The organism is Streptomyces caniscabiei, assembly GCF_014930365.1.
Lineage (GTDB): Bacteria > Actinomycetota > Actinomycetes > Streptomycetales > Streptomycetaceae > Streptomyces > Streptomyces caniscabiei.
The window spans coordinates 122491-144752 of record NZ_JABXWI010000010.1 but is presented as its reverse complement, the minus strand read 5'-3'; the positions used below and the strand labels follow the sequence as shown (position 1 = coordinate 144752).

The following is a 22262-nucleotide window of genomic DNA, read 5'->3' as shown; positions in this document are numbered from 1 at the left end:
ATCGTCACGAAAACGGACGATCCGATCAATGCGGGTACGGAGAACCGGTACCGCTCCGGTGACGGCCCTCCCTTATCCGCTTTGTGACTTGATGGGAGTCGTCCGTCGACTTGGGTGGGCGTCGAGGTGGCTGTACAACCGTTCGGGAGGGGCGGGTCACGCAGGGCGACAGGGAGACGGGGGGCGAGCGGGATGTTGCGGAGAGTTCTCGGTGCGGCCGGTGTGCTGGCGGCGTCGGTGGTGCTGAGCGGTTGCAGTCCGGAAATCCTGCCGTTGGCCGCCGTGGCGGTGGACGGCGACGGGACGCCGCGTGTGCTGGTGCGGCCGTGCGGCGACGACACCTATGCGCAGCCGATGGTCGAGGGCTGGGCCGGCTCCTACGAGGAGAAGCCCGCCGCGGACGACGCGGACACCACCGTCTGGGAGACGGACGGCGCGTGGTCGGGGGACGTGGAGTTCCCGCTCTTCTCGCCGCCGGCCGCGTGGAAGGCCGAGGCGAGGGGGGAGCAGCGGTTGCTGCCGGGGCACACGTACGCGTTCGTCTTCTACGGGCACACCGACGACCAGGCCAACGGTGAGGTCAGCTTCACGGCGGCGGATCTGGGGCGGCTGGAGCGGGGTGAGGTGTGGGCCGACGATCGGGTCATGGGGGCGGACGAGTTCGAGGAGCTGGCCGAGGGGGCGTGCTGACGGCTCCGCCGTAGGGGCGGGAGGCCGGGTGCGTTGTCGGGTGCGTTGTCGGGTGCGGGTGGGTGGGGGCTTCTCGCGCAGTTCCCCGCGCCCCTGAAAGACCAGGCCCCTGCGGGCCTGAAAGACTACGGCCCCGCGGGCCTGAAAAGCACGGGGCGCAGCCCGTGCTTTTCAGGGGCGCGGGGAACTGCGTGGGCAACCCCCACTCACCCGCACCCGGCGGTGCACCTGGCCACCCCCGGACCTACTCCGCCGGCTCGACCCCCGCACGCAGCAACCCGTACGTGTACGCGTCCTCCAGCGCCTGCCACGACGCGGCGATCACGTTCTCGGCCACGCCCACCGTGGACCACTCGCCCGTGCCGTCGGTCGTGGAGATCAGCACCCGGGTCGTGGAGTTGGTGCCGTGCTTGCCCTCCAGGATGCGGACCTTGTAGTCGACCAGCTCCAGCTTCGCGAGCTGCGGGTAGATCTTCTCCAGGGCGACGCGCAGAGCGCGGTCGAGCGCGTTCACGGGGCCGTTGCCCTCGGCCGTGGCGACGATGCGCTCGCTCTTGGCCCACAGCTTGACCGTGGCCTCGTTGGCGTGGCTGCCGTCGGGGCGGTCCTCGACGATGGCCCGCCAGGACTCCGTGCGGAAGTACCGCTGCGGCTTGCCGGCGACCTCGTCGCGCAGCAGGATCTCGAAGCTGGCGTCGGCGGCCTCGTAGGTGTAGCCGCGCAGTTCGCGCTCCTTGACGCGCTCGACGACCCGGCCGACCAGTTCGCGGTCGTCGCCGAGATCGACGCCCAGTTCCTTGCCCTTGAGCTCGATGGAGGCGCGGCCGGCCATGTCGGAGACCAGCATCCGCATGGTGTTGCCGACCTGCTCGGGGTCGATGTGCTGGTACAGGTCCGGGTCGACCTTGATCGCGGAGGCGTGCAGGCCGGCCTTGTGCGCGAAGGCGGAGACACCGACGTACGGCTGGTGCGTGGAGGGCGTGAGGTTGACGACCTCGGCGATGGCGTGGGAGATCCGGGTCATCTCGCGCAGGGCGCCCTCGGGGAGGACCTTCTTGCCGTACTTCAGCTCCAGGGCGGCGACGACCGGGAAGAGGTTGGAGTTGCCGACGCGCTCGCCGTAGCCGTTGGCGGTGCACTGGACGTGGGTGGCGCCGGCGTCGACGGCGGCCAGGGTGTTGGCGACCGCGCAGCCGGTGTCGTCCTGGGCGTGGATGCCGAGACGGGCGCCGGTGTCGGCGAGGACGGTCGCCACGACGGCCTGGACCTGGGCGGGGAGCATGCCGCCGTTGGTGTCGCAGAGGATCACCACGTCGGCGCCGGCCTCGGCGGCGGCGCGGACGACGGCCTTGGCGTACGTGGGGTTGGCCCGGTAGCCGTCGAAGAAATGTTCGCAGTCGACGAAGACCCGGCGGCCCTGCTCGCGCAGGTGGGAGACGGTGTCGCGGATCATCTCCAGGTTCTCGTCGAGGGTGGTGCGCAGGGCGAGTTCCACATGACGGTCGTGGGACTTCGCGACCAGGGTGATCACCGGGGCGCCGGAGTCCAGCAGCGCCTTGACCTGCGGGTCCTCGCTCGCCTTGCCGCCCGCGCGGCGGGTGGCGCCGAACGCGACCAGCTGGGCGTGCTTGAAGGCGATCTCCTGCTGCGCGCGGGCGAAGAACTCGGTGTCGCGCGGGTTCGCGCCGGGCCAGCCGCCCTCGATGAAGCCGACGCCGAAGTCGTCCAGGTGCCGTGCGATGGCCAGCTTGTCCGCGACGGTGAGGTTGATGCCCTCGCGCTGGGCACCGTCGCGCAGGGTGGTGTCGAAGACGTGGAACGAGTCGTCGAGTTCGCTGGTTTCCGTCATGGTGTCAAGGCTCCTGCTGTTGGATCCCGCTGGATCTCGGTCTGTACCGGAATGACCGGCTCCACCGCCCCCAATGGTCCCTCGCGCTGCGCTCCCGGCTGAAGGTGGGCCAGAAAAGCGAAAAACCCCTCGCGGGTGCGAGAGGTCTGCGCGCGGGTCGAGGACGACGGTGTCCGCCCGTACCTGGTCGTACGTGGCGGTCACTGCGGACCGGCGCGCCTGCTGCCAATAATCATGGCGAACGAGAGCACGGGGGCAGTCTGGCACAGACCGTCCCCGTGCTCACCGTCCGTCTCAGGATGCGAACAGCGCGCTGATCACCTCGTGGTCACCGTGTGTGGCGTACGAAGACGTCCAGGGCGTCGTTGGTGTCGCCGCCCGGGATCAGGGCGGGGTCCCCGGACGTGAAGGCGACCCGGCCGGCGCCGTCGGCGATCGCGCCCGGTTCGACGGACGCGGTGGCCGTGCCGCCGGTGGGGTCCGGGGTGAGCAGGACGGTGGTGCCCCGCTTCAGGTCCCGCAGGTGGACCGGGTGCCGCGAACCGCCGCCCGGCTCCTCCACCCATGACGTGAAGGTGACGTGGCGCCCGTCGGCGCTGACCGCGGGGTTACGGGTGTGGGCGTTGCGCGGTCCGCCGTGGGCGGCGTGCAGCCGCCGGTTCTTGCCGGTGGCGACGGTGTGCACGAACACGTTCCAGCTGCCGTCGCGGTCGTTCGGGACGAGACGGGTGTCCCGGGACTCGAAGACGACCGTGCGTCCGTCGCCGCTGATCGACGGTTCCAGGGACTCCCGCTCGGTCGGGGAGCCGTCGTGGGAGCGGTCGATCCGGGTGCGCTCGCCCGTGGCGCGGTCGAGCATCCAGATGTCGGCCCAGTCGTCGCCGCGCGGCCCGTTCGCGTAGGTGTACTGGTAGACGACCCGTTCGCCGTCGTCGCTGACGGTCGGGGCGAAGGCGTCGCGCGGCTCCCAGGTCGGCCTCGGGTGGCTGATCCGCTCGGTGGTGCCCCGGTCCCGGTCGCGCAGGAAGACGACGTGGCCCTCGTCGGCCGAGGCGACGAAGACGGCGTAGCGGGCGTCGGCGCTGAGGGAGAGTTCCCCGGAAGGGGTGAACCCGTCCGGGAGGCCGGTGTCGAGGCGTTCGATGCGGCCGGTGCGGCGGTCGTGCAGTCGGAAGGTGCTGCCGACGGCGACGTACCGTCCGTCGGCGCTGATCGCCGGGGCGGCGCCGGCCGCGACGCGCTCCAGCCTCCCCGTGCGCAGGTCGCGGACGAAGACGCCGCCCGGCTTGCCCGGGACGAGGTCCGTGGCGGTGGAGGAGAAGGCCACGTGGCGGCCGTCGCGGCTGATGACCACGTGCTCCGAGGCGCTGTCCCCCGCCTTCCCTCCGGGCGTGACGCTGATCGGTTCGGTGCGCGGAGCGCCGGGCGCGGCGGTCGAGGCCGGCCCGGTCAGGGCGACGGCCGCCGCGACGAGGGCGGCGGCGAGCGCGGTGCGTGTGCGGGCGTACAAGGTCTGGTCCCCCTGTGCACTGGTCCGTGGGACCGGCGGTCAGCGGCCCCGTCGGGTGAACACGGCCGCGACGGGGTTGGTGGCGTGGGCGACCCCGCCGCCACCCAGGGGGGTGAACACCACGGCGTGGCCGTGACGGGGCACCGCGAGGACGCGGGGGCCGACCGGAGGTTCGCGTGTCGCCCTCACCCCAGTGATTCGTCGAGGAACTCCCGTACGGGGGACAGGATCTGGTCGCGGTCCGTGCCCCGCAGTCCGATGGCCACATGGATGGAGAACCCGTCGAGCAGGCGCGATTGAGCGGCACTCTGAATGTCGCTGCCCGAGGACGCGGCAGGGCCGCCGCGGACGCGGTGTCCGCGGCGGCCCTGGTGGACTTCGGGCGGCCTCGAAGAGTTCCGGCGGCCCCCGGAAAACTACGGGCGGTGTCAGCCCAGCTCGTGCATCCAGCCGTGCTTGTCCTCGACCGTGCCGCGCTGGATGTTCAGCAGCGCCTCGCGGAGCTTGAGGGTGACGGGGCCGGGCTCGCCGCCGGACTGCTGCCAGGAGGCGCCGGTGCGCTTGACCGTGCCGACGGGGGTGATGACGGCGGCCGTACCGCAGGCGAAGACCTCGGTGAGGGCACCGCTCTCGGAGTCGGCCTGCCACTGGTCGATGGAGATCCGGCCCTCCTCGGCGGCGTAGCCGAGGTCGGCGGCGACCGTCAGCAGGGAGTCACGGGTGACGCCCTCCAGGATCGAGCCGGTGAGGGAGGGGGTGACGATGCGGTCGCCGTACACGAAGTACAGGTTCATGCCGCCGAGTTCCTCGACCCACTTGCGCTCGACCGCGTCGAGGTAGCAGACCTGGGCGCAGCCCTCGGCCGCCGCCTCGGCCTGGGCGAGGAGGGAGGCGGCGTAGTTGCCGCCGGTCTTGGCGTCACCCATGCCACCGGGCACCGCGCGGACGTGGTCCTCGGAGACCCAGATGGAGACGGGCTTCACGCCGCCGGGGAAGTAGGCGCCGGCCGGGGAGGCGATCACCAGGAAGAGGTACTCGTTCGCCGGCTTGACGCCCAGGCCGACCTCGGTGGCGATCATGAAGGGGCGCAGGTAGAGGGACTCCTCGCCGCCGTGGGCCGGGACCCAGGCCTGGTCCTGCCGCACCAGTGCGTCACAGGCCTCGATGAAGGTCTCGACGGGCAGCTCCGGCATGCCGAGCCGGCGGGCGGAGGCCTGGAAGCGCCTGGCGTTCTTCTCCGGGCGGAAGGTGGCGACGGAGCCGTCCGGCTGCCGGTAGGCCTTCAGGCCCTCGAAGATCTCCTGCGCGTAGTGCAGGACCATGGTGGCCGGGTCCAGGGAGAGCGGCGCGTACGGAACGAGCTGGCCGTCGTGCCAGCCACGGCCCTCGGTCCACTTGATGACCACCATGTGGTCGGTGAAGTGGCGGCCGAACCCGGGGTCGGCCAGGACCGCCTCGCGCTGTGCGTCGGTAAGTGGCGAGGCCGAGGGCTTGAGCTCGATCGTGGGCGTCGTCATGAGTGGTTGTCCTTCACCGGTTGTGTGTGACGGGCCGCGCTCACGCCCGCACTGCCGGTGGCGAGTGCTAGGACGTCCGAGCATTGCCTCATTCGGCGGCTCCGCGTTCGATTATCGCAAGCGGAGTCGGCGGACGAAAACGGCGTGAATGCGACCCAGGGATGATGGTGACACCCGGCGGGACCATGGGGAAGCCATGCGGAAGCCGCCGGGTGCTGGTGCGACCCGGCGGCTTCGAAGGATTCGAGTGGCGCGGCGGGTCAGCCGGCTACTCGTACGGCGAGGGCGTCGCCGATCTCGGCCGTCGAACGGGCCGGCTTTCCGACGCGCTCCGCGAGGTCGGCGGAGACGGCCTCCTCGATGCGGGCGGCCTCGGCCTCATAGCCGAGGTGGCGCAGGAGCAGGGCGACGGAGAGGACCGTGGCGGAGGGGTCGGCCTTGCCCTGGCCGGCGATGTCCGGGGCCGAGCCGTGCACGGGCTCGAACATGGACGGGAACTCGCCGGAGGGGTTGATGTTGCCGGAGGCCGCGACGCCGATGCCGCCGGAGACGGCCGCGGCGAGGTCGGTGATGATGTCGCCGAAGAGGTTGTCGGTGACGATCACGTCGAACCGGGCCGGGTCGGTGACCAGGTAGATCGTGGCCGCGTCGACGTGGATGTAGTCGGTGGTGACCTCGGGGAACTCCTCGGCCACCTTGTTGAAGATGTTCGTCCACAGGTGACCGGCGAAGGTCAGCACGTTGTTCTTGTGGACGAGGGTGAGCTTCTTGCGCGGGCGGGCCTGGGCGCGGGCGAACGCGTCCCGCACGACTCGCTCGACGCCGAAGGCCGTGTTGACGGAGACCTCGGTGGCGACCTCGTGCTCGGTGCCCTTGCGGATGGTGCCGCCGTTGCCGGTGTACGGGCCCTCGGTGCCCTCGCGGACCACGACGAAGTCGATCTCGGGCTCACCGGCGAGCGGGGTGGCGACACCGGGGAGCAGCTTCGACGGGCGCAGGTTCACGTGGTGGTCGAAGGCGAAGCGGAGCTTGAGCAGGAAGCCGCGCTCCAGGACCCCGGAGGGGACGCTCGGGTCGCCGATCGCGCCGAGCAGGATCGCGTCGTGCCGCTTCAGTGCGTCGAGGTCGGCGTCGGTGAGGGTCTCACCGGTGGCGTGGTAACGCTTGGCGCCGAAGTCGTACTCCTGGGTCTCCAGCTTCACATCCTGCGGAAGGACGGCGGAGAGGACCTTGAGCCCCTGGGCCACGACTTCCTGACCGATGCCGTCACCGGGGATCACTGCGAGATTGAGGCTGCGAGACATGACGGCACCGTACTCCTTGTCCCACGGGATGACACGGGCTGTCCGCGATACGGACGCCCGGTCGGGTGACGCTGCCCACACGTCACCACGCGTTCACCCGTACGGGGGGCGGGTGTTGGGATTCGCTGGGAAGTTCGACAGCATGACCCACCCTTCCAGGGGGACACCCCCCGGACCCCCCGTCCTCGACTTCGGCATCCCGCCGCAGCTCGCGCGCCGGATGAGCATGGCCGAGCAGCACGAGTACCTGCGCACGAAGCTGTCGCGGCGCCGCACCCTGGTGACGGCGGGCTCCCTTGCCGCAGGCGGGGTGCTGACCGGCTGCGGCGGCTCCGACTCGTCGGCCTCGCCGAACGCGACGACGTCAGCCCCCTCCCCCGCCACCTCCAAGGCGCCCGGCTCCGCCGTCACCCCCTTCGGCCGTCATCTGGCGTTCGGCGCCGACCCGAAGACACAGATGCGGGTCTCCTGGCAGGTGCCGCTCGCGGTGAAGAAGCCGTATCTGCGGGTGGGCCTGAAGCCCGAGGAGCTGACCCGGAAGGTCGAGGCGGAGGTCCGCGACCTGCACACACCGGGGGTGAAGGGCGTGCGGCTGGAGCTGGAGCAGTACTACCTGCACGCGGCCCTGGACGGCCTGCGTCCCGGCACGACGTACTACTACGGCGTCGGCCACGAGGGCTTCGACCCGGCCGCCCCGGCCCACCGCTCCACGATCGGCACCTTCCGCACGGCGCCCGCCGCACCGGAGACGTTCGTGTTCACCGCGTTCGGCGACCAGGGCGTCGGCAAGGCCGCGGCGGCGAACGACAACCTGATCGTCCGCCAGAAGCCCGCCTTCCACCTGCACGCCGGCGACATCTGCTACGCCGACGGCAACGGCAAGGGGGTGGAGTCGGACGGCTACGACCCCGGGTTCTGGGACCTGTTCCTGAAGCAGAACGAGCCGGTGGCCAGGTCCGTGCCGTGGATGGTGACGACCGGCAACCACGACATGGAGGCCTGGTACTCACCGGACGGCTACGGCGGTCAGCTCGCCCGCTGGTCCCTCCCGGACAACGGCTTCGACCCCCGCTCGGCGCCGGGGGTGTACGCCTTCACCTACGGCAACGTCGGCTTCGTGGCGCTGGACGCGAACGACGTCTCGTACGAGATCCCGGCCAACCTCGGCTACTCGGGCGGCCGGCAGACCGAGTGGCTGGACGCGAAGCTGAAGGAGCTGCGGGCCGCGAAGGGCGTCGACTTCGTCGTCGTCTTCTTCCACCACTGCGTCTACTCGACTTCCTCGCACGCCTCCGACGGCGGTGTCCGCGACGCGTGGCTGCCGCTGTTCGCGAAGCACCAGGTGGATCTGGTGATCAACGGCCACAACCACGTCTACGAGCGGACCGACGCCGTCAAGGACGGCGAGGTCGGCAGGCCGGTGCCCGTGGGCGCGTCCACCGACCCGACCCGGGACGGGACGGTGTACGTCACGGCGGGCGGCGGCGGACGGGATCTGTACGGCTTCCCGTCCGGCGTGAAGGAGAGCTACGAGGGACATGTGACCCGTCACGACGCCGTCGAGACGTTCGCGTGGACGAAGTCCCGCAGGGCGAAGACGGAGACGGTGGAGTGGTCGCGGGTGCGTTACCGGGGGTTCTCGCTGCTCTCGGTGGAGGCGGTCGGCGGCGCGCGGCCGGCCCTGAAGGTGTCGGCGCTGGCGCAGAACGGCGACCGGGTCGACCACTTCGAGGTGCGGCGCGGCGCGTGAGACGTCCGCTCACGGCCGCACCGCACCCCGAACGGGTGCGGCTCCCGGCTGGAGGGGGCACCGAAGTGCCCGGCGCGCGGGCGGCTCAGTGCCCGGTGGAGCCGCCGTTGTCCCGGCGGTCGAGGGCGCGCTGCAGAGCGGCTGCGGCGTTCTTGCGGTCGGACTCGGTGGTCCGGGAAACGTGACGGACTCGGCGGCGGACGGTCGTCTCGGCCATGGGGAATCGACTCCTTCGAGGCAATCCGGAGTACGGAAACGGGAGGGTTACGAGACGCCGGAAGGGGCGGGGAGCGGGGCCGCAGGGGTTGCCTGCCTAGGGCTCCGGCTCACGACCGCCATTCGCTGGATCGAGCGAGACGTTCGGCTCCTACAAAGCTAGGTGAGCGGAGCGCATCTGTCTCCACAATTAGTCGGACTTCCTACTATCTGAGACGGTGGAATGGGTCACACCCCACTGACCTGCGGTTTCCTCGATCTCCCCGAACGCGGCGGCGCCCGGCCCCTCCATGACGGGAGGGGCCGGGCGCCGCGACGGTGGCCGGTGTCAGCCCATGTGCGGGTACGTGTAGTCGGTCGGCGGGACCAGCGTCTCCTTGATGGCGCGGGTCAGGGTCCAGCGCATCAGGTTCTGCGGGGCGCCGGCCTTGTCGTTGGTGCCGGAGGCACGGCCGCCGCCGAAGGGCTGCTGACCGACGACGGCGCCGGTGGACTTGTCGTTGACGTAGAAGTTGCCGGCCGCGTAGCGGAGCTTGTCCATCGTGTACGCGGTGGCCGCGCGGTCGCCCGAGACGACCGAACCCGTCAGGGCGTAGGCCGACACCGACTCCATCTGGGTCAGCATCTCCTCGTAGCGGTCGTCCTCGTAGACGTGCACGGCGAGGAACGGGCCGAAGTACTCGGTGGTGAAGACCTCGTTGGCCGGGTCGGCGCACTCGACGACGGTCGGGCGGACGAAGTAGCCGACCGAGTCGTCGTAGGAGCCGCCGGCGACGATCGTGCAGGTCGGGTCGGACTTGGCGCGGTCGATGGCGGCCTTGTTCTTGGCGAAGGAGCGTTCGTCGATGACCGCGCCGATGAAGTTGGACAGGTCGGTGACGTCACCCATGGTCAGGTACTCGACCTCGGCGGCGAACTCCTCCTTGAACCCGGAGTTCCAGATCGACGCCGGGATGTAGGCCCGGGAGGTCGCGCTGCACTTCTGGCCCTGGTACTCGAAGGCGCCGCGGGTGAGGGCGGTCTTGAGCACGGCACGGTCGGCGCTCGGGTGCGCGACCACGAAGTCCTTGCCGCCGGTCTCGCCGACGAGGCGCGGGTACGACCGGTACTTCTCGATGTTCGCGCCGACCGTCTTCCACAGGTACTGGAAGGTCTTGGTCGAACCGGTGAAGTGGATCCCGGCGAGGTCGCGGTGCTCCAGGGCGACGTTCGACACCTCGATGCCGTCGCCGGTGACGAGGTTGATGACGCCCTTGGGCAGGCCCGCCTCCTCCAGCAGTTGCATGAGCAGCACGGCGGCGTGGGTCTGGGTGGGGCTCGGCTTCCAGACCACGACGTTGCCCATGAGGGCCGGGGCGGTCGGCAGGTTGCCCGCGATGGCCGTGAAGTTGAACGGCGTGATCGCGTAGACGAAGCCCTCCAGCGGACGGTGGTCGAGGCGGTTCCACACACCGGGCGAGTTGGCCGGGGGCTGCTCGGCGAGCAGGTCACGGGCGTACTTGACGTTGAAGCGCCAGAAGTCGACCAGTTCGCAGGGACAGTCGATCTCGGCCTGCTGGGCGGTCTTGGACTGGCCGAGCATGGTGGAGGCGGCCAGCGTCTCGCGCCAGGGGCCGGCGAGGAGGTCGGCGGCGCGCAGGATGATCGCGGCGCGGTCGTCGAAGGACATCGCCCGCCAGGCGGGCGCGGCGGCGAGGGCCGCGTCGATGGCGTCCTGCGCGTCCTGCCGGGTCGCGTCGGCGTAGGTGCCGAGGCGGGCCTTGTGGTTGTGCGGCTGCACCACGTCGAAGCGGTCGCCGCCGCCCATCCGCTTCTCGCCGCCGATGGTCATCGGCAGGTCGATCGGGTTCTCGGCCAGCTCCTTCAGCTTGACCTCCAGCCGGGCACGCTCGGGCGAGCCGGGGGCGTAGCCGTGCACCGGCTCGTTGACGGGGGTGGGGACCTGGGTCACAGCGTCCATGGGTTCCGTAACTCCTAACTGAGCGGTGTGTGGCGAGCCGTTGTGTGGGGCTCAGCCCTTGCTGACCATGGCGCGGAGGAAGAACCGCAGGTTGGCGGGCTTCTCCGCGAGGCGGCGCATGAAATAGCCGTACCAGTCGGTGCCGTACGCGGTGTAGACCCGCATCCGGTGCCCTTCGGCTGCCAGCCGCAGGTGCTCGTCGCCGCGGATGCCGTACAGCATCTGGAACTCGTACTCGTCGAGCTTGCGTCCGGCGCGGTGGGCGAGTTCCTGGGTGATGGAGATCAGGCGCGGGTCGTGGGACCCGATCATCGGGTACCCCTCGCCGTCCATGAGGATCTTCAGGACGCGGACGTACGCGTGGTCGATCTCGGCCTTCTGCTGGAAGGCCACGTCGGCGGGCTCCTTGTAGGCGCCCTTCACCAGCCGCACCCGGCTGCCGGCGGCGGCCAGGCGGCGGGCGTCGGCCTCGGTGCGGAAGAGATAGGCCTGGATGACGCAGCCGGTCTGCGGGAAGTCCCGGCGCAGCTCGTCGTGGATGGCGAACATCGAGTCGAGGGTGGTGTGGTCCTCGGCGTCGAGCGTGACGGTCGTGCCGATCGCGGCGGCGGCCTCGACGACCGGGCGGACGTTGGCCAGGGCCAGCTCGTGGCCGCCGGCGAGCGCCTGGCCGAAGAGGGAGAGCTTCACGGACATCTCGGCGCGCTCGCCGAGCTCCAGCTCCTTCAGCCGGTCGATCAGCTCCAGATAGGCGTCGCGGGCGGCGGCGGCCTGCTCCGGACGGGTGATGTCCTCGCCGACGACGTCCATCGTGACCTCGAGACCGCGGCCGGTGAGCTCACGGATGACGGGGACGATGTCGTCGACGCGTTCACCGGGGATGAAGCGGTCGACGACCTGCTTGGTCACGGGCGCCGCCGAGATCAGACGTCGCATCCGGTCGCTGCGCGACGCGGCGAGAATCACGGGACCCAGCACGGGGCACCTCCACAGACCAGCAGATAGAACCACCGTGAAACCTAAGGATCCCTCCGTTCGCCGACCATCGACAGCTGTCACGTATCCGTGCCGCAGATCTCAGACAGATGTATGAAGGCCGGTCCGTGCGGAAGAATGCCCGCGTGACGCCGGAATCCGCATCGCCCCGCCCCCTGGGTGGTTACCAGGACCTCGTCGACGAGATCTCCGCGCTGCTCGGCGCCCCGGCGACGCTGGAGAACCGCGACTTCGAGCTGATCGCCTTCGGCGCCTACGACAGCGAGGGCGAGCTGGATCCCTCGGCCCTGGACCCGGTCCGCACCCGCTCGATCCTGACCCGCCGCTCGACGACGGCGGTACGGGAGTGGTTCGAGGGCTTCGGCATCACCCGCGCGACGGGCCCGGTCCGGATCCCCCCGACGCCGGAGGCCGGGGTGCTCCGGGGGCGGGTCTGTCTCCCGGTACGCCATCGGGGGGTCGTCCTCGGTTACGTCTGGCTCCTGGACGGCGACCCGGGCCCGACCGACGCCCAGCTGTCCGCCGCCATGGCGGTGGCCTCCCGCATCGGCGCCCTCCTCGCGGACGAGGCCCAGGCCGGCGCCGACCTCACCCGGGAGCTGCGCGCGGTGCTCACCGCCGGGCCTGACTGGGAGCGCGACATGGCCGTGGCGGAGCTGCGCGCGGCCCTCGGCCCCCGCGGCGACGGCGTCCACACGCTCGTGTGCGTGGCGCCCTGGCCGTCCGCCGACCCCGACGACGCCCCCTCCTTCCGTACGGTGCCGGGGGCGACCGCCCTGTGCACGGTGCCGTGGGACGAGGCGGACCAGGGCCTCGCCCTGCTCGTGCGGCTGCGCTCGGCGGACGTGCCGGCCCCGGCGCTCACGGCGGCCGCCCGGCTGCTGGAGCGCGCGGGCGCGCACGCGGCGGCGGGGGTCTCGGGGGCCCGCGCGGGCCTCGCCGAACTGGGCACCGACTGGCGGGAGGCCTCGGCGGCGGCCCGGGCGGCGCTGGCTGAGCCGCGGCTGGGTCCGATCGCCGAGTGGCGCTCCATCGGCCCGTACCGGCTGCTGACCTCGCTGCCTCCCGGCCTCCCCCAGGACCCGGCCGTCCGCACCCTCCTCACCCCCGCCCACCGTGAACTCGCCCGCACCGCCGAGGCCTTCCTCGACCACGCGGGCCAAGCCGGGCGGACGGCGGCCGAGTTGGGCATCCACCGTCAGACCCTCTACTACCGCCTCTCCCGCGTCGAGCAGCTCACGGGCCTGCGCCTGACCGACGGCGAGGACCGCCTGCTGCTGCACATGGCGCTGAAGGGCGCCCGGCTCTAAGGCCTTTGGGGAGCGTCCATGAGGCCTTCGGCAGGCGTCGGCTCGACGGGAGAGCCGGTAAGCGTCGGCTCGACGGGAGAGCCGGCGGGCGTCAACTCGCCGCGGGGAGCGGGAACAGCGCGCTGAGGCGGGGCAGACGGCGGTGCGACTCGGCGTCCTCGCGGGCGTCCCAGCGTGCGCCGGCCGGGTCCGCGAGTTCGTCGTCGTCACCGCCGAGGCTCTCCATGGCGGCGTAGAAGTCGTCCGCCGCGCGGCCGGTGACTCGTGCGTAGGCTCCCTCGGCGACGTAGTCCAACTCCTCCCACTCCAGCCATTCGTCCTCGTCCCAGACGTCCGGCGAGCGGCCCACGAGCCGCCGCACGGCGGGCACGTCGGCCAGGGCGTCCGGGTCGCGGACGACGCTGTCGAACCCCTCCCGGCCCAGGCCGACCAGCCAGAGCCGGAAGTAGAAGAAGCTGTCGTCGGAGCACCAGCCCATGATCCGGTCGGCGGCGCCCCACAGGTCCCAGGTGAGGGTGGGGGTCAACACCCGGTCCAGGCCCGCCTGGAACCCCAGGATCTCGGGCTCGGTGCGGCCCGCCAGCCGCTCGCGCAGCCACTCCAGCCGCTCGTCGGGGCCGGCCGCCGCCCGGCGGCAGCCCTCGATCAGGTCCCAGAAGGTCTCGTCGTCCACGGCCCCACCATGACAGGGGGCACTGACAACACCCTCCGGCCTGTGTGTTCGGGGTCGCGTGGCGGCATCGTGGTGGCGCAAAACCACGCTTCTGAAAATGATTGTCATCGTGCTACGGTCAGGCACGTTGAATCTTTGACCACGCCTTTACTCGGAGTGTCCCGTGCGCGTCCCGGCCCGTTTCGTCCCGCTCACCGCGGTCACCACCGCGACCTCGGCCCTGCTCACGGGCTGTTTCTCGGCAGCGGGCCCCGAGGAGGCGGGCGGCGAGGGCAAGCGGATACGGATCGCGATGATGCAGCCGCCCCGCTCGGGCCTGTCCCCGCTCTCCGACGACGCGTTCAAGCTGTCGCGCTGGTCGACCGCCGAGACCCTGGTGAAGCTGAACGCGGAGGGCGACGCACAGCCCGCGCTCGCCACCGAGTGGAAGCGCTCGGGCAAGAAGTGGACCTTCACCATCCGGGAGGGCGTGACCTTCCACGACGGTACGAAGCTGACGGGTGAGGCCGTCGTCAACTCCCTCACCGAGGCGGCCACCGCCTCCCCCAAGCCCCGCATCCTCGACGGCGTGGACCTCACGGCGAAGGCCGACGGCGACACCGTCACCGTCACCACGGCGGTCGAGGACCCGCTGGTCCCGCAGCGCCTCAGCTCACCGCAGCTGTCGATCCTCGCGGCGAAGGCGTACAAGGGGAAGACGGTGAACCCGCTGGGCGCCGGCACCGGTCCCTTCGAGCTGACCGAGGTCAACGGCACCGCATCCGCCGCCCTCGACCGCTACGACGGCTACTGGGGCGACAAGGCCAAGGCCCCCGGCATCGACGTGCGGTTCGTGCCGGACGGCACCGCCCGCGCGGCCTCCCTGCGCAGCGGCGAGGCCGACATCGTCGAGGCGGTCCCGGTGTCGCAGGCCGCCGTGCTCGACCAGGACCTGATCACCGAGGTCCCGATGCCGCGCACCAACACCCTCTATCTGAACACCGAGAAGGGCGTGTTCAAGGACGCCTCGCTGCGCGCCGCCGCCCGCGAGGCCGTCGACGCCGAGTCGATCGTCGAGGGCGTGTACGAGGGGCGCGCCGACGTGGCGAAGGGACTGCTGGGGCCGGCGCTGCCCTGGGCCGCCGACCTGCGCTCGACGGTCGAGCGCGCCAAGGCCGGTGACCCGTCCGGAAAGTCGATCACCATCGGCACCTTCACCGACCGCGCCGAGCTGCCCGAGGTCGCCGCGACGCTGCAACAGCAGCTGCAGAAGGCCGGGTTCAAGGTGAAGCTCGACGTGCGCGAGTACGCCAACATCGAGTCCGACGCGCTCGCGGGCGAGTTCGACGCCTTCATCCTCTCCCGGGCGACCGTCCTCGACTCCGGCGACCCGGCCGCGTACCTCTACAGCGACTTCGCCTCCGACGGCTCCTTCAACATCTCCCAGCTCGCCGACAAGACCGTCGACACGGCCCTCGACCGGGCCGCCGACGCCGCCGCCGGTGACGCCCGCCGCCGGGCCGTCATCGACGCGGAGGCCGCCGTCCTCACCACCGACGCGGCCGTGCCGATGCTGCACGAGCGCGTCATCCAGGGCGACGCGTCCGGAGTCGTGGACGCGGCCCACGACCCGCGCGAGCGGGAACTGGTCACGGCGGACACGTACATCAAATGAGCACGTCCGCAGGCGAACCGACCGCCGGAACACGCGACGTCCGAAGCGCCGCCGAGGCGGTCGGGGCCGTTCGGTGGGCTCGAGGGGCCGGAGTGAGCGGGACCGGGCGGGCGCGGCGGTTCGCCAGGGCGCTGGTCGGGGCCGCCGGGCTGACCCGTCTCTGCTGTCTTCTCGGTGTGCTGGCCGTCGTCGGTCTGTTGCCGTGGCTGTCCGGCCGTGATCCCGCGCTGACCGTGCTGCGAGCCCGGTCGGCCGAGCAGGAGGCGACCCCCGAGGCGCTGGCCGCGATACGCGAGGACCTGGGCCTGGGCTCGGGTCCCCTGTCCCTGCTGGGCAGTTGGGCCTCCGGGCTGGTGCGCGGCAACCTCGGCACCTCATGGGTGTCCGGCACGGACGTCCTGCCCTCGGTGGTCTCCGGCCTCCAGGTCTCCCTCGCCCTGATGGGCACCGCCTTCGCCGTCGCGCTCGTGCTGGCCGGAGCACTGATCGCCCCGGTCCTCGTCCGGGGCCGGGGGTCGGCCGGCGCGTTCGCCGCGATGCTCGCCGCCGTCCCCGAGTTCCTGCTGGCCACGGTGGCGCTGCTGGTCTGCGGGGTCTGGCTGGGCTGGCTGCCCACGTCCGGCTGGGCGGGCCCGGAGTATCTGGTGCTGCCCGCGATCGCCCTCGGTGTCCCGGCCGGCGGTCTGCTGGGCCGCCTGGTCGCGGACGCGCTGCCCGCCGTGCTCGACGAACGCTGGGTCGAGCTGTGGCGGGGCGCGGGCGTCGGCCGGGCCCGGGTCTCGGCGGCCGCGCTGCGCCGTGTACTGCCGCCCCTGGTACCGCAGTTCGGCATGGCCGCCGTGGGCCTGACCGGCGGCGCCGTCGCCGTGGAGACGGTCTTCGCGGTGCCCGGCATCGGCCGTACCGCACTGGGCGCGGCCAAGTCCCAGGACCTCCCCCTCCTCCAGGGCGCGGTCCTCGCCCTCCTCGCCCTGGGCCTGGTCGCGGGCGCCCTGGCCGCCCTCGTCCGGCGCCGGCTCCTCGGCCCGGCGCTGCGCGACGCGGGCCTCACCCTGCCGCCGGCCCGGCCGGTCCGCGCCCACCCCGCGATACCGCTGACCCTCGCGGCCGTCCTCCTCGTCACCATCGGCTGGGGTCTGCTGCGCGACCCGTACGCCGTGGACACCACCGCTCGTCTCCTCCGGCCGTCCTGGGTGCACCCGCTCGGCACGGACGGGCTCGGCCGTGACGTCCTGGCCCGCCTCGGCCACGGCGCGGCCGCCACGGTCGGCACGGCGGCGGCGGTCTGCGCGCTGAGCCTGCTCGTCTCCCTGGCACTCGGCTTCCTGCCCCGGGTCGCGGCGGGCGCGGCGGACATCGCCAACGCGCTGCCCCCGGTGATCGTCGGCATCCTCGTCGCCGCGGCGGCCGGCCCCGGCACGGGCGGCGCGGCCCTCGCCGTGGCCCTGATCTCCTGGCCCGCCCTGTCCGCCCACGCGGCGGCGCTGGTGCAGGAGGTCCGTGCGTCCGCGTTCCTGACCGCCCAACGGGCCATCGGCGCGAGCCCGTGGTGGATCCTCACCCGGCATGTCCTCCCGTCGGTCGCCGCCCCCGTCGCCCGCCACGCCGTCCTGCGTCTGCCGGGCATCGCCCTGGCCCTCGCCTCACTGGGCTTCCTGGGCCTCGGGGCCCAACCGCCCACGCCGGAGTGGGGGTTGCTCCTCGACGAGTCCCGCGCGTACGTGGAACGCGCCCCGTGGGCGGCCCTGGCACCGGCGGTCGCCCTCGCCCTGCTGGCCGCTCTCGCCGTGTCGGGCGCGGCGTACGCACGGTCGAGGACGGGCGCGCGGCGCACGCGCACTCCCGGCCGAACGCACCGTACGAAGGGAAAGGCATCCGTTGAAGCCGCAACCGAGGTCTGACGTGCCGCCCACGGACGCGCCGCCTGGGGACGCGCCGCCCGCCTCCGACGTCCTGCTCTCGGTCCGCGGGCTGCGGGTCGCGTTCGGCGGGGTCGAGGCCGTGCGCGGGCTGTCCTTCGACGTGCGGCCGCGCGAAGTGCTCGCCCTGGTCGGCGAGTCGGGCGCGGGCAAGTCCCTCACGGCCCGGGCGCTGCTCGGGATGCTGCCCGAGGGCGCGACGAGCAGCGGCACCGTACGGCTGCGCGGGGAGACCGACCTCGCCGCCCAGCGCGGCCGGCGTATCGCCCTGGTCCCCCAGGACGCCTTGTCGGCGCTTTCCCCCGTGCACCCCGTGGGCGACCAACTCGCCGCGGCCGTACGGTCGGTGGCGCGCGTCTCGCGCAAGGAGGCCCGTGCCCGGGCGGTCGACGCGCTCGATCGGGTGGGCATCCCCGACGCCGGGCGCAGGGCGCGGGCGTATCCGCACGAGTACTCCGGCGGGATGCGCCAGCGGGCCGTGATCGCCATGGCGACGATCAACGAACCGGACGTGGTGGTCGCCGACGAGCCGACGACCGCGCTCGACGCGGAACTCCAGGAACAGGTGCTGCGGGTCCTCGCCGCACAGCGGGAGGCCGTCGGTGCCGCGCTCGTGCTGGTCACCCACGACCTGGAAGTGGTCCGGGAGCACGCCGACCGCGTGCTGGTCATGTACGCCGGACGCCAGGTCGAACAGGGCCCGGCGGCGACCGTGTGGTGCCGCCCCCGCGCGCCGTACACGGCGGGCCTGCTGGCGTCGCTGCCACCGGACGACGCCGACGACCACGGCAACGACGACGACAGCGGCAGCGGCAGCGGCAGCGGCAGCGGCCACCGTCCGCGCCCCGCCGGTCGTCGTCGCCGGCGGCTGCCCTCCATCCCCGGGTCCCCTCCCGCCCCCGACGCCCGCCCGCCGGGCTGCGCGTTCGCCCCGCGCTGTCCGCTCGTCGAGGACCGCTGCCGCCGCGAGGAACCGCGGCCGTGGGCGGCCGGGGACGGCCATGAGGTCTCCTGCCACCGCTGGGACGAAGTCCCGCACCCCGCGACCGAGTTGTTCCTGGAGCGCGTGTGAACCCGCAGACCCCCCTGCTCGACGTGCGCGACCTGGTCGTCCGCTACGGCCCGGTCACCGCCGTCGACCGGGTGTCCTTCACGGTGGCCGCGGGCGAGACCGTGGCGCTGAACGGCCCGTCCGGCTGCGGAAAGTCCTCCACGGTCGCCGCCGTGCTCCGGCTGCGCCGCCCGGACGGCGGCGAGGTCCGCTTCGAGGGACGGGAGCTGACGTCGCTCTCCGAACGCGAGCTGCGCCCGCTCCGGCCCCGTATGCAGCCGGTCTTCCAGGACCCGTACGGCTCGCTCAGCCCCCGCCACCGCGTCCGCGAGGCGGTCGCGGAACCCCTGCGCGTGCAGGGCCGCTGGGACGCCACCGGCCCCGACCGGGTCGCCGGGCTCCTGGACCGGGTCGGTCTGGACCCGGCCCTCGGCGACCGCTTCCCGCACGAGCTGTCCGGCGGTCAGTGCCAACGGGTCGGCATCGCACGGGCGTTGGCGTCCGAGCCGCGTCTGCTGGTCCTCGACGAGCCGGTGTCCGCCCTGGACCCCTCCGTCCGGGCCGGCGTCCTCAACCTGCTCGCCGACCTCCAGGACGAGCTGAACCTCGGGTACCTCTTCATCTGCCACGACCGCGCGGTCGTACGCCACTTCGCGGACCGCTCGATCGAGATGCGCGCCGGGCGGCTCGTACCGGACGGGTCCACCGCGGTCTAGGCGACGCCGCCCCGGTCCCGCGCGGGCAACGCGTCCTCGGAGCCGAGCCGTGGGTCAGGTCGGCGAGCCGGTGGTGATCAGCCCCTGCCGGTAGGCGATGGCCACCGCCTCCGTACGGCTCGCCGCCCCCAACTTGGCCAGGATGTTGGACACATGGACGCTCGCCGTCTTCCCGGTGATGAACAGCTCCTCGCCGATCTGCCGGTTGGTGCGGCCGAGCGCGAGCAGCCGCAGGACATCGCTCTCCCGCGCGGTGAGGGCGGGCACGTCCCCGTTGCCCTGCGCCTCGCCCAACCGCCCCCGCCGCACCAGCGCGTCCAGGGCGGCCCGCAGCGGCACGGCGCCCAGCCGGTCGGCGGTCTCCGCGACCACGCGGGCCTCGGCCGCCGCCTCCTCCCGCGCCCCCGCCGCCAGCAGCGCCTCCGCCAGCCGCAGCCGGCCCCGGGCCGACTCGTACGGATCGCCGAACGCGAACGCGTCCACCGCCCGGCGCCAGACCTCCACCTCGGGACCGGTCCGCACCCGCGTCCACTCCGCCTCGGCCCGCGCCAGCCAGGCCAGCCCCTCCGGCCCCTGCCCAGCGCCGTCCTCCCCCACGGCTGCTGTGTCCCGCGCGGCCCGCACCAGCTCCTCCCCCGTGGCGGCCCAGCGCCGCACCTCCTCCTCGTCCCCGGCCGACCGCCGCTCGGCCACCGCGTCCGCGACCGCCCCGAGCGCCAGGGCGGCGAGCCGGACGGTCGCGTCGGGCCGGGCCCCGACCTGCTCGGTGAGGAGGGAGACACTCTTGCGGAACTGCGCGACGGCGCCGTGGGGATCGCGCCGCAGGAGCGCCGCCTCGGCGAGGGTGATGCCCGCGACCAGGGCCGCCATGAAGTCGTAGCGCCCCTCCAGGAGCGCCCGTGCCCGGTCGACCGCGCTCTCGTCGCCCCGGGCGAGGGCGACGTACAGGGCGGGACCGACCGCGTATCCGGCGTCGGCGGGCAGCCGGTCGGCGTCGGCGGCCGAGCGGACGCACTCGTCCCAGCGGCCCAGGGTGTAGAGGCACAGGGAGTGGAGGTAGCGCATCTCCACCGGATACGGGGAGGAGAGCAGGCCCGCGCGGCCCGCCCGCTCCAGCCCCTCGGCGAGCCAGGCCCGGCACGCGTCGAGGTCGCCGGATTCGAAACAGCCGACGGCGAGGTTGAACAGGGCCCGCATCTCCACCGGGACGTTCCCCGCGCCACGGGCCAGGTCACGGGCGTCACACAGCCGCGCCCGGCCCGGCGCCGTACGCCGGTTGGTCCGGGGGTCGAGGCCCACCACGGAGATGATCAGGTCGGCCCGCGCGTCGGCCAGCCCGAGCCGCTCGGCCACGTCCAGCGCCTCCCCGGCCACCCGCCCGGCCTCCTCGTCCTGCCCCACGTACCGCGCCGCCATCACATGCGTGGCCGCCGCCCACACCCAGGTACGGGACGGCGGCTCGACCGGGATCATCGCCAGCGCCTCGCTGCTGTACCGGAACGCGGCCTCCAGATGGTCCACGCGCATCAGGTCACCGGCGAGCGTGTAGCGCACCCGGGCGGCCAGCTCGGAGTCGGCGTCCGGGCCCGCTCCGGCGAGTGCCGAGCGGGAGAGGGAGACCGCGCGGTGGTTCTCCCCGGCGCGCGCGGCGGCGGCCGAGGCGCGCAGGGTCAGGGTCACCGTGTCCAGGTCCCGGGGCCGGGCCCCGGCGTCCACGGACGACCACAGCTCCAGTGCGCCCTCCAGCTGCCGCAGTTCCTCGGCGGGCGCCCCGACGCCGTGCGCGTGGTCGGCGGCCTCGACGGACGCCGTCAGCGCGTCGGCGAGGTCGTGGCTCTCGCGTGAGTGGTGGGCGCGCTCGGCGCTCTCCCCCGCCCTCCCCCTGCGGGCCAGCAGCTTGGCGAACACCCCGTGCAGCCGGACCCGTTCGCCCGGCAGCAGATCCGCGTAGACGGCCTCCCGGGTGAGCGCGTGCCGGAACTCGTACGTCGATCCCTCGCCCGGCAGCAGCAGTTGGCGGCCGACCGCCTCGCGCAGCGCCGACTCCAGCTCGTCGTCGGGGAGTTGCACGGCGTCACGCAGCAGGTCGTGCTCGCCCCTGCGGCCCGCGACCGCCGCCGTGCGCAGCACCTGCTGGGCCGCGCCGGGCAGTTGCTCGATCCGGATCAGCAGCACATCGGCCAGCCCGCTCGGCAGCACCGCGCCCGGCTCGTCCGCCGTCGCGGCCAGCAACTCCTCGGCGTAGAAGGCGTTGCCCTCCGCCCGCTCGACGATCCGGCCCACCGTGGCCTCGGGCAGCGGCTCGGCGCGCAGCGAGCGCACCAGCCGGGCCACCTCCGTGTCCGGCATCGGCCTCAGCTCCAGCCGTTCCACGGCGGGCAGCCGCACCAGCTCGGCGAGCAGGGGGCGCAGCGGGTGGCGACGGTGCAGATCGTCCGCGCGGTACGAGGCGAAGACGGCGAGCCGGTGGACCGGGGCGCCGGGGGTGGGCCGCTGGAGCACGGCCCGGCTGAGCAGGAAGCGCAGCAGGTCCCGCGAGGACTGGTCGGCCCAGTGCAGGTCCTCCAGCACGAGCAGGACGGGCGTCGTGCTCGTGAGGTCCGTCAGCAGCGCGGCGACGCCCTCGAAGAGCTGGAGCCGGTCCCCGCCGTCCGCTCCGCCGCCGAGGAGGCGGCCGGTCGCCGGGTGCGCCTGAAGGAGCGGAGCGAACCGCTCGTCCGCGGCCAGTGCGCCGAGAATCTCGGTGAACGGCAGATAGGGCAGACCGACGTCGCCGAGGTCCACGCAGTGGCCGGTGAACACGACGGTGCCGTTGCGCGTCGCGTAGGCCGCCGCCTCCGCGAGGGTCCGGCTCTTCCCGACCCCCGCGTCCCCCGCGACCAGCACGGCCCGGGGCTCACCCCCGCCGGCCCGGTCCAGCACGTCCCGCAGCCGGGCCATCTCTGTGTCCCGCCCGACGAACGGCGCGTGAACGATGCTCTGAGCCACGCCGCCATCCTGGCACGCCCACGCACGCCCTCCGGGGTGCGGTGCGTTGTCGGGTGCGGGTGGGTGGGGCTTCTCGCGCAGTTCCCACCGGAGGGACGTATGGGGGTCGAAGGGGCGCAGCCCCTTCAGGATGGGACGGGTAGGGGCGGCGGGGGCGCC

Annotated in this window: 16 protein-coding genes and 1 pseudogene; 7 read left to right on the top strand and 10 right to left on the bottom strand. The window is 72.9% G+C overall.

The annotated features are described in order from the left end of the window. Positions 1 to 192: 192 nt before the first annotated feature. A complete protein-coding gene (locus HW837_RS26890; protein WP_045562438.1) occupies positions 193 to 690 on the top strand; it encodes a hypothetical protein in 498 nt (165 codons plus the stop codon). Between the two features lie 244 nt (positions 691 to 934). Here HW837_RS26890 and cimA read toward each other — a convergent pair whose 3' ends face one another. The 5 genes and pseudogenes from cimA to HW837_RS26870 form a co-directional block, all read right to left on the bottom strand. Continuing rightward, entirely contained in the window at positions 935 to 2539 is a 1605-nt protein-coding gene (cimA, locus tag HW837_RS26885; RefSeq protein WP_045562439.1) for a citramalate synthase, read from the bottom strand. A gap of 328 nt (positions 2540 to 2867) precedes the next feature. Continuing rightward, positions 2868 to 4049: a TolB-like translocation protein gene (locus HW837_RS26880; RefSeq protein ID WP_193381731.1), complete on the bottom strand. Its 1182-nt coding sequence runs from the start codon at positions 4047 to 4049 to the stop codon at positions 2868 to 2870. Between the two features lie 185 nt (positions 4050 to 4234). Continuing rightward, a pseudogene (locus HW837_RS48895) lies at positions 4235 to 4339 on the bottom strand (transcriptional regulator); the annotation flags it as partial. A 138-nt stretch (positions 4340 to 4477) separates the two neighbouring features. Then, a complete protein-coding gene (locus tag HW837_RS26875) occupies positions 4478 to 5566 on the bottom strand; it encodes a branched-chain amino acid aminotransferase (protein WP_045562441.1) in 1089 nt (362 codons plus the stop codon). A gap of 260 nt (positions 5567 to 5826) precedes the next feature. Next, the gene (locus HW837_RS26870) at positions 5827 to 6870 is read right to left on the bottom strand and encodes a 3-isopropylmalate dehydrogenase (RefSeq protein ID WP_045562442.1); all 1044 of its coding nucleotides are present in this window, start codon (positions 6868 to 6870) and stop codon (positions 5827 to 5829) included. Positions 6871 to 7012: 142 nt separating this feature from the next. On the opposite strand from HW837_RS26870, the gene HW837_RS26865 reads away from it, so the two are divergent. Further along, positions 7013 to 8620 (top strand): purple acid phosphatase family protein, encoded by a 1608-nt coding sequence (locus tag HW837_RS26865; RefSeq protein WP_045562443.1) that lies wholly within the window; start codon positions 7013 to 7015, stop codon positions 8618 to 8620. 85 nt (positions 8621 to 8705) lie between these two features. Here the strand turns inward: HW837_RS26865 and HW837_RS49670 are convergent, their stop codons facing one another. From HW837_RS49670 to HW837_RS26855, 3 genes are all read right to left on the bottom strand, one after another. Further along, a complete protein-coding gene (locus HW837_RS49670) occupies positions 8706 to 8837 on the bottom strand; it encodes a hypothetical protein (protein WP_005479955.1) in 132 nt (43 codons plus the stop codon). Positions 8838 to 9164: 327 nt separating this feature from the next. Further along, positions 9165 to 10796: an L-glutamate gamma-semialdehyde dehydrogenase gene (gene pruA, locus HW837_RS26860; protein ID WP_045562444.1), complete on the bottom strand. Its 1632-nt coding sequence runs from the start codon at positions 10794 to 10796 to the stop codon at positions 9165 to 9167. Between the two features lie 51 nt (positions 10797 to 10847). Next, complete coding sequence (locus HW837_RS26855; RefSeq protein ID WP_045562445.1) at positions 10848 to 11774, bottom strand: proline dehydrogenase family protein; 927 nt, start codon at positions 11772 to 11774, stop codon at positions 10848 to 10850. 107 nt (positions 11775 to 11881) lie between these two features. Here HW837_RS26855 and HW837_RS26850 point away from each other — a divergent pair, with 107 nt between their 5' ends. After that, positions 11882 to 13102 (top strand): PucR family transcriptional regulator, encoded by a 1221-nt coding sequence (locus HW837_RS26850; RefSeq protein ID WP_196789553.1) that lies wholly within the window; start codon positions 11882 to 11884, stop codon positions 13100 to 13102. A gap of 91 nt (positions 13103 to 13193) precedes the next feature. On the opposite strand, the gene HW837_RS26845 is transcribed toward HW837_RS26850, so the two are convergent. Further along, entirely contained in the window at positions 13194 to 13775 is a 582-nt protein-coding gene (locus HW837_RS26845) for a DUF4240 domain-containing protein (protein ID WP_193381733.1), read from the bottom strand. Positions 13776 to 13938: 163 nt separating this feature from the next. Between HW837_RS26845 and HW837_RS26840 the strand changes: the two genes are divergently transcribed. The 4 genes from HW837_RS26840 to HW837_RS26825 all read left to right on the top strand — a co-directional run bounded on the left by HW837_RS26840 (position 13939) and on the right by HW837_RS26825 (position 19115). Continuing rightward, positions 13939 to 15429 (top strand): ABC transporter substrate-binding protein, encoded by a 1491-nt coding sequence (locus tag HW837_RS26840; protein ID WP_045562448.1) that lies wholly within the window; start codon positions 13939 to 13941, stop codon positions 15427 to 15429. 131 nt (positions 15430 to 15560) lie between these two features. Further along, complete coding sequence (locus HW837_RS26835; RefSeq protein WP_237270409.1) at positions 15561 to 17330, top strand: ABC transporter permease subunit; 1770 nt, start codon at positions 15561 to 15563, stop codon at positions 17328 to 17330. 1 nt (position 17331) lies between these two features. After that, positions 17332 to 18420 (top strand): ABC transporter ATP-binding protein, encoded by a 1089-nt coding sequence (locus tag HW837_RS26830; protein WP_193382699.1) that lies wholly within the window; start codon positions 17332 to 17334, stop codon positions 18418 to 18420. Next, a complete protein-coding gene (locus tag HW837_RS26825; protein ID WP_193381735.1) occupies positions 18417 to 19115 on the top strand; it encodes an ATP-binding cassette domain-containing protein in 699 nt (232 codons plus the stop codon). Before HW837_RS26830 ends, HW837_RS26825 begins: the two co-directional genes overlap by 4 nt. 54 nt (positions 19116 to 19169) lie before the next feature. Here HW837_RS26825 and HW837_RS26820 read toward each other — a convergent pair whose 3' ends face one another. Further along, the gene (locus HW837_RS26820) at positions 19170 to 22103 is read right to left on the bottom strand and encodes a helix-turn-helix transcriptional regulator (RefSeq protein ID WP_193381736.1); all 2934 of its coding nucleotides are present in this window, start codon (positions 22101 to 22103) and stop codon (positions 19170 to 19172) included. Between the last annotated feature and the right edge of the window lie 159 nt (positions 22104 to 22262).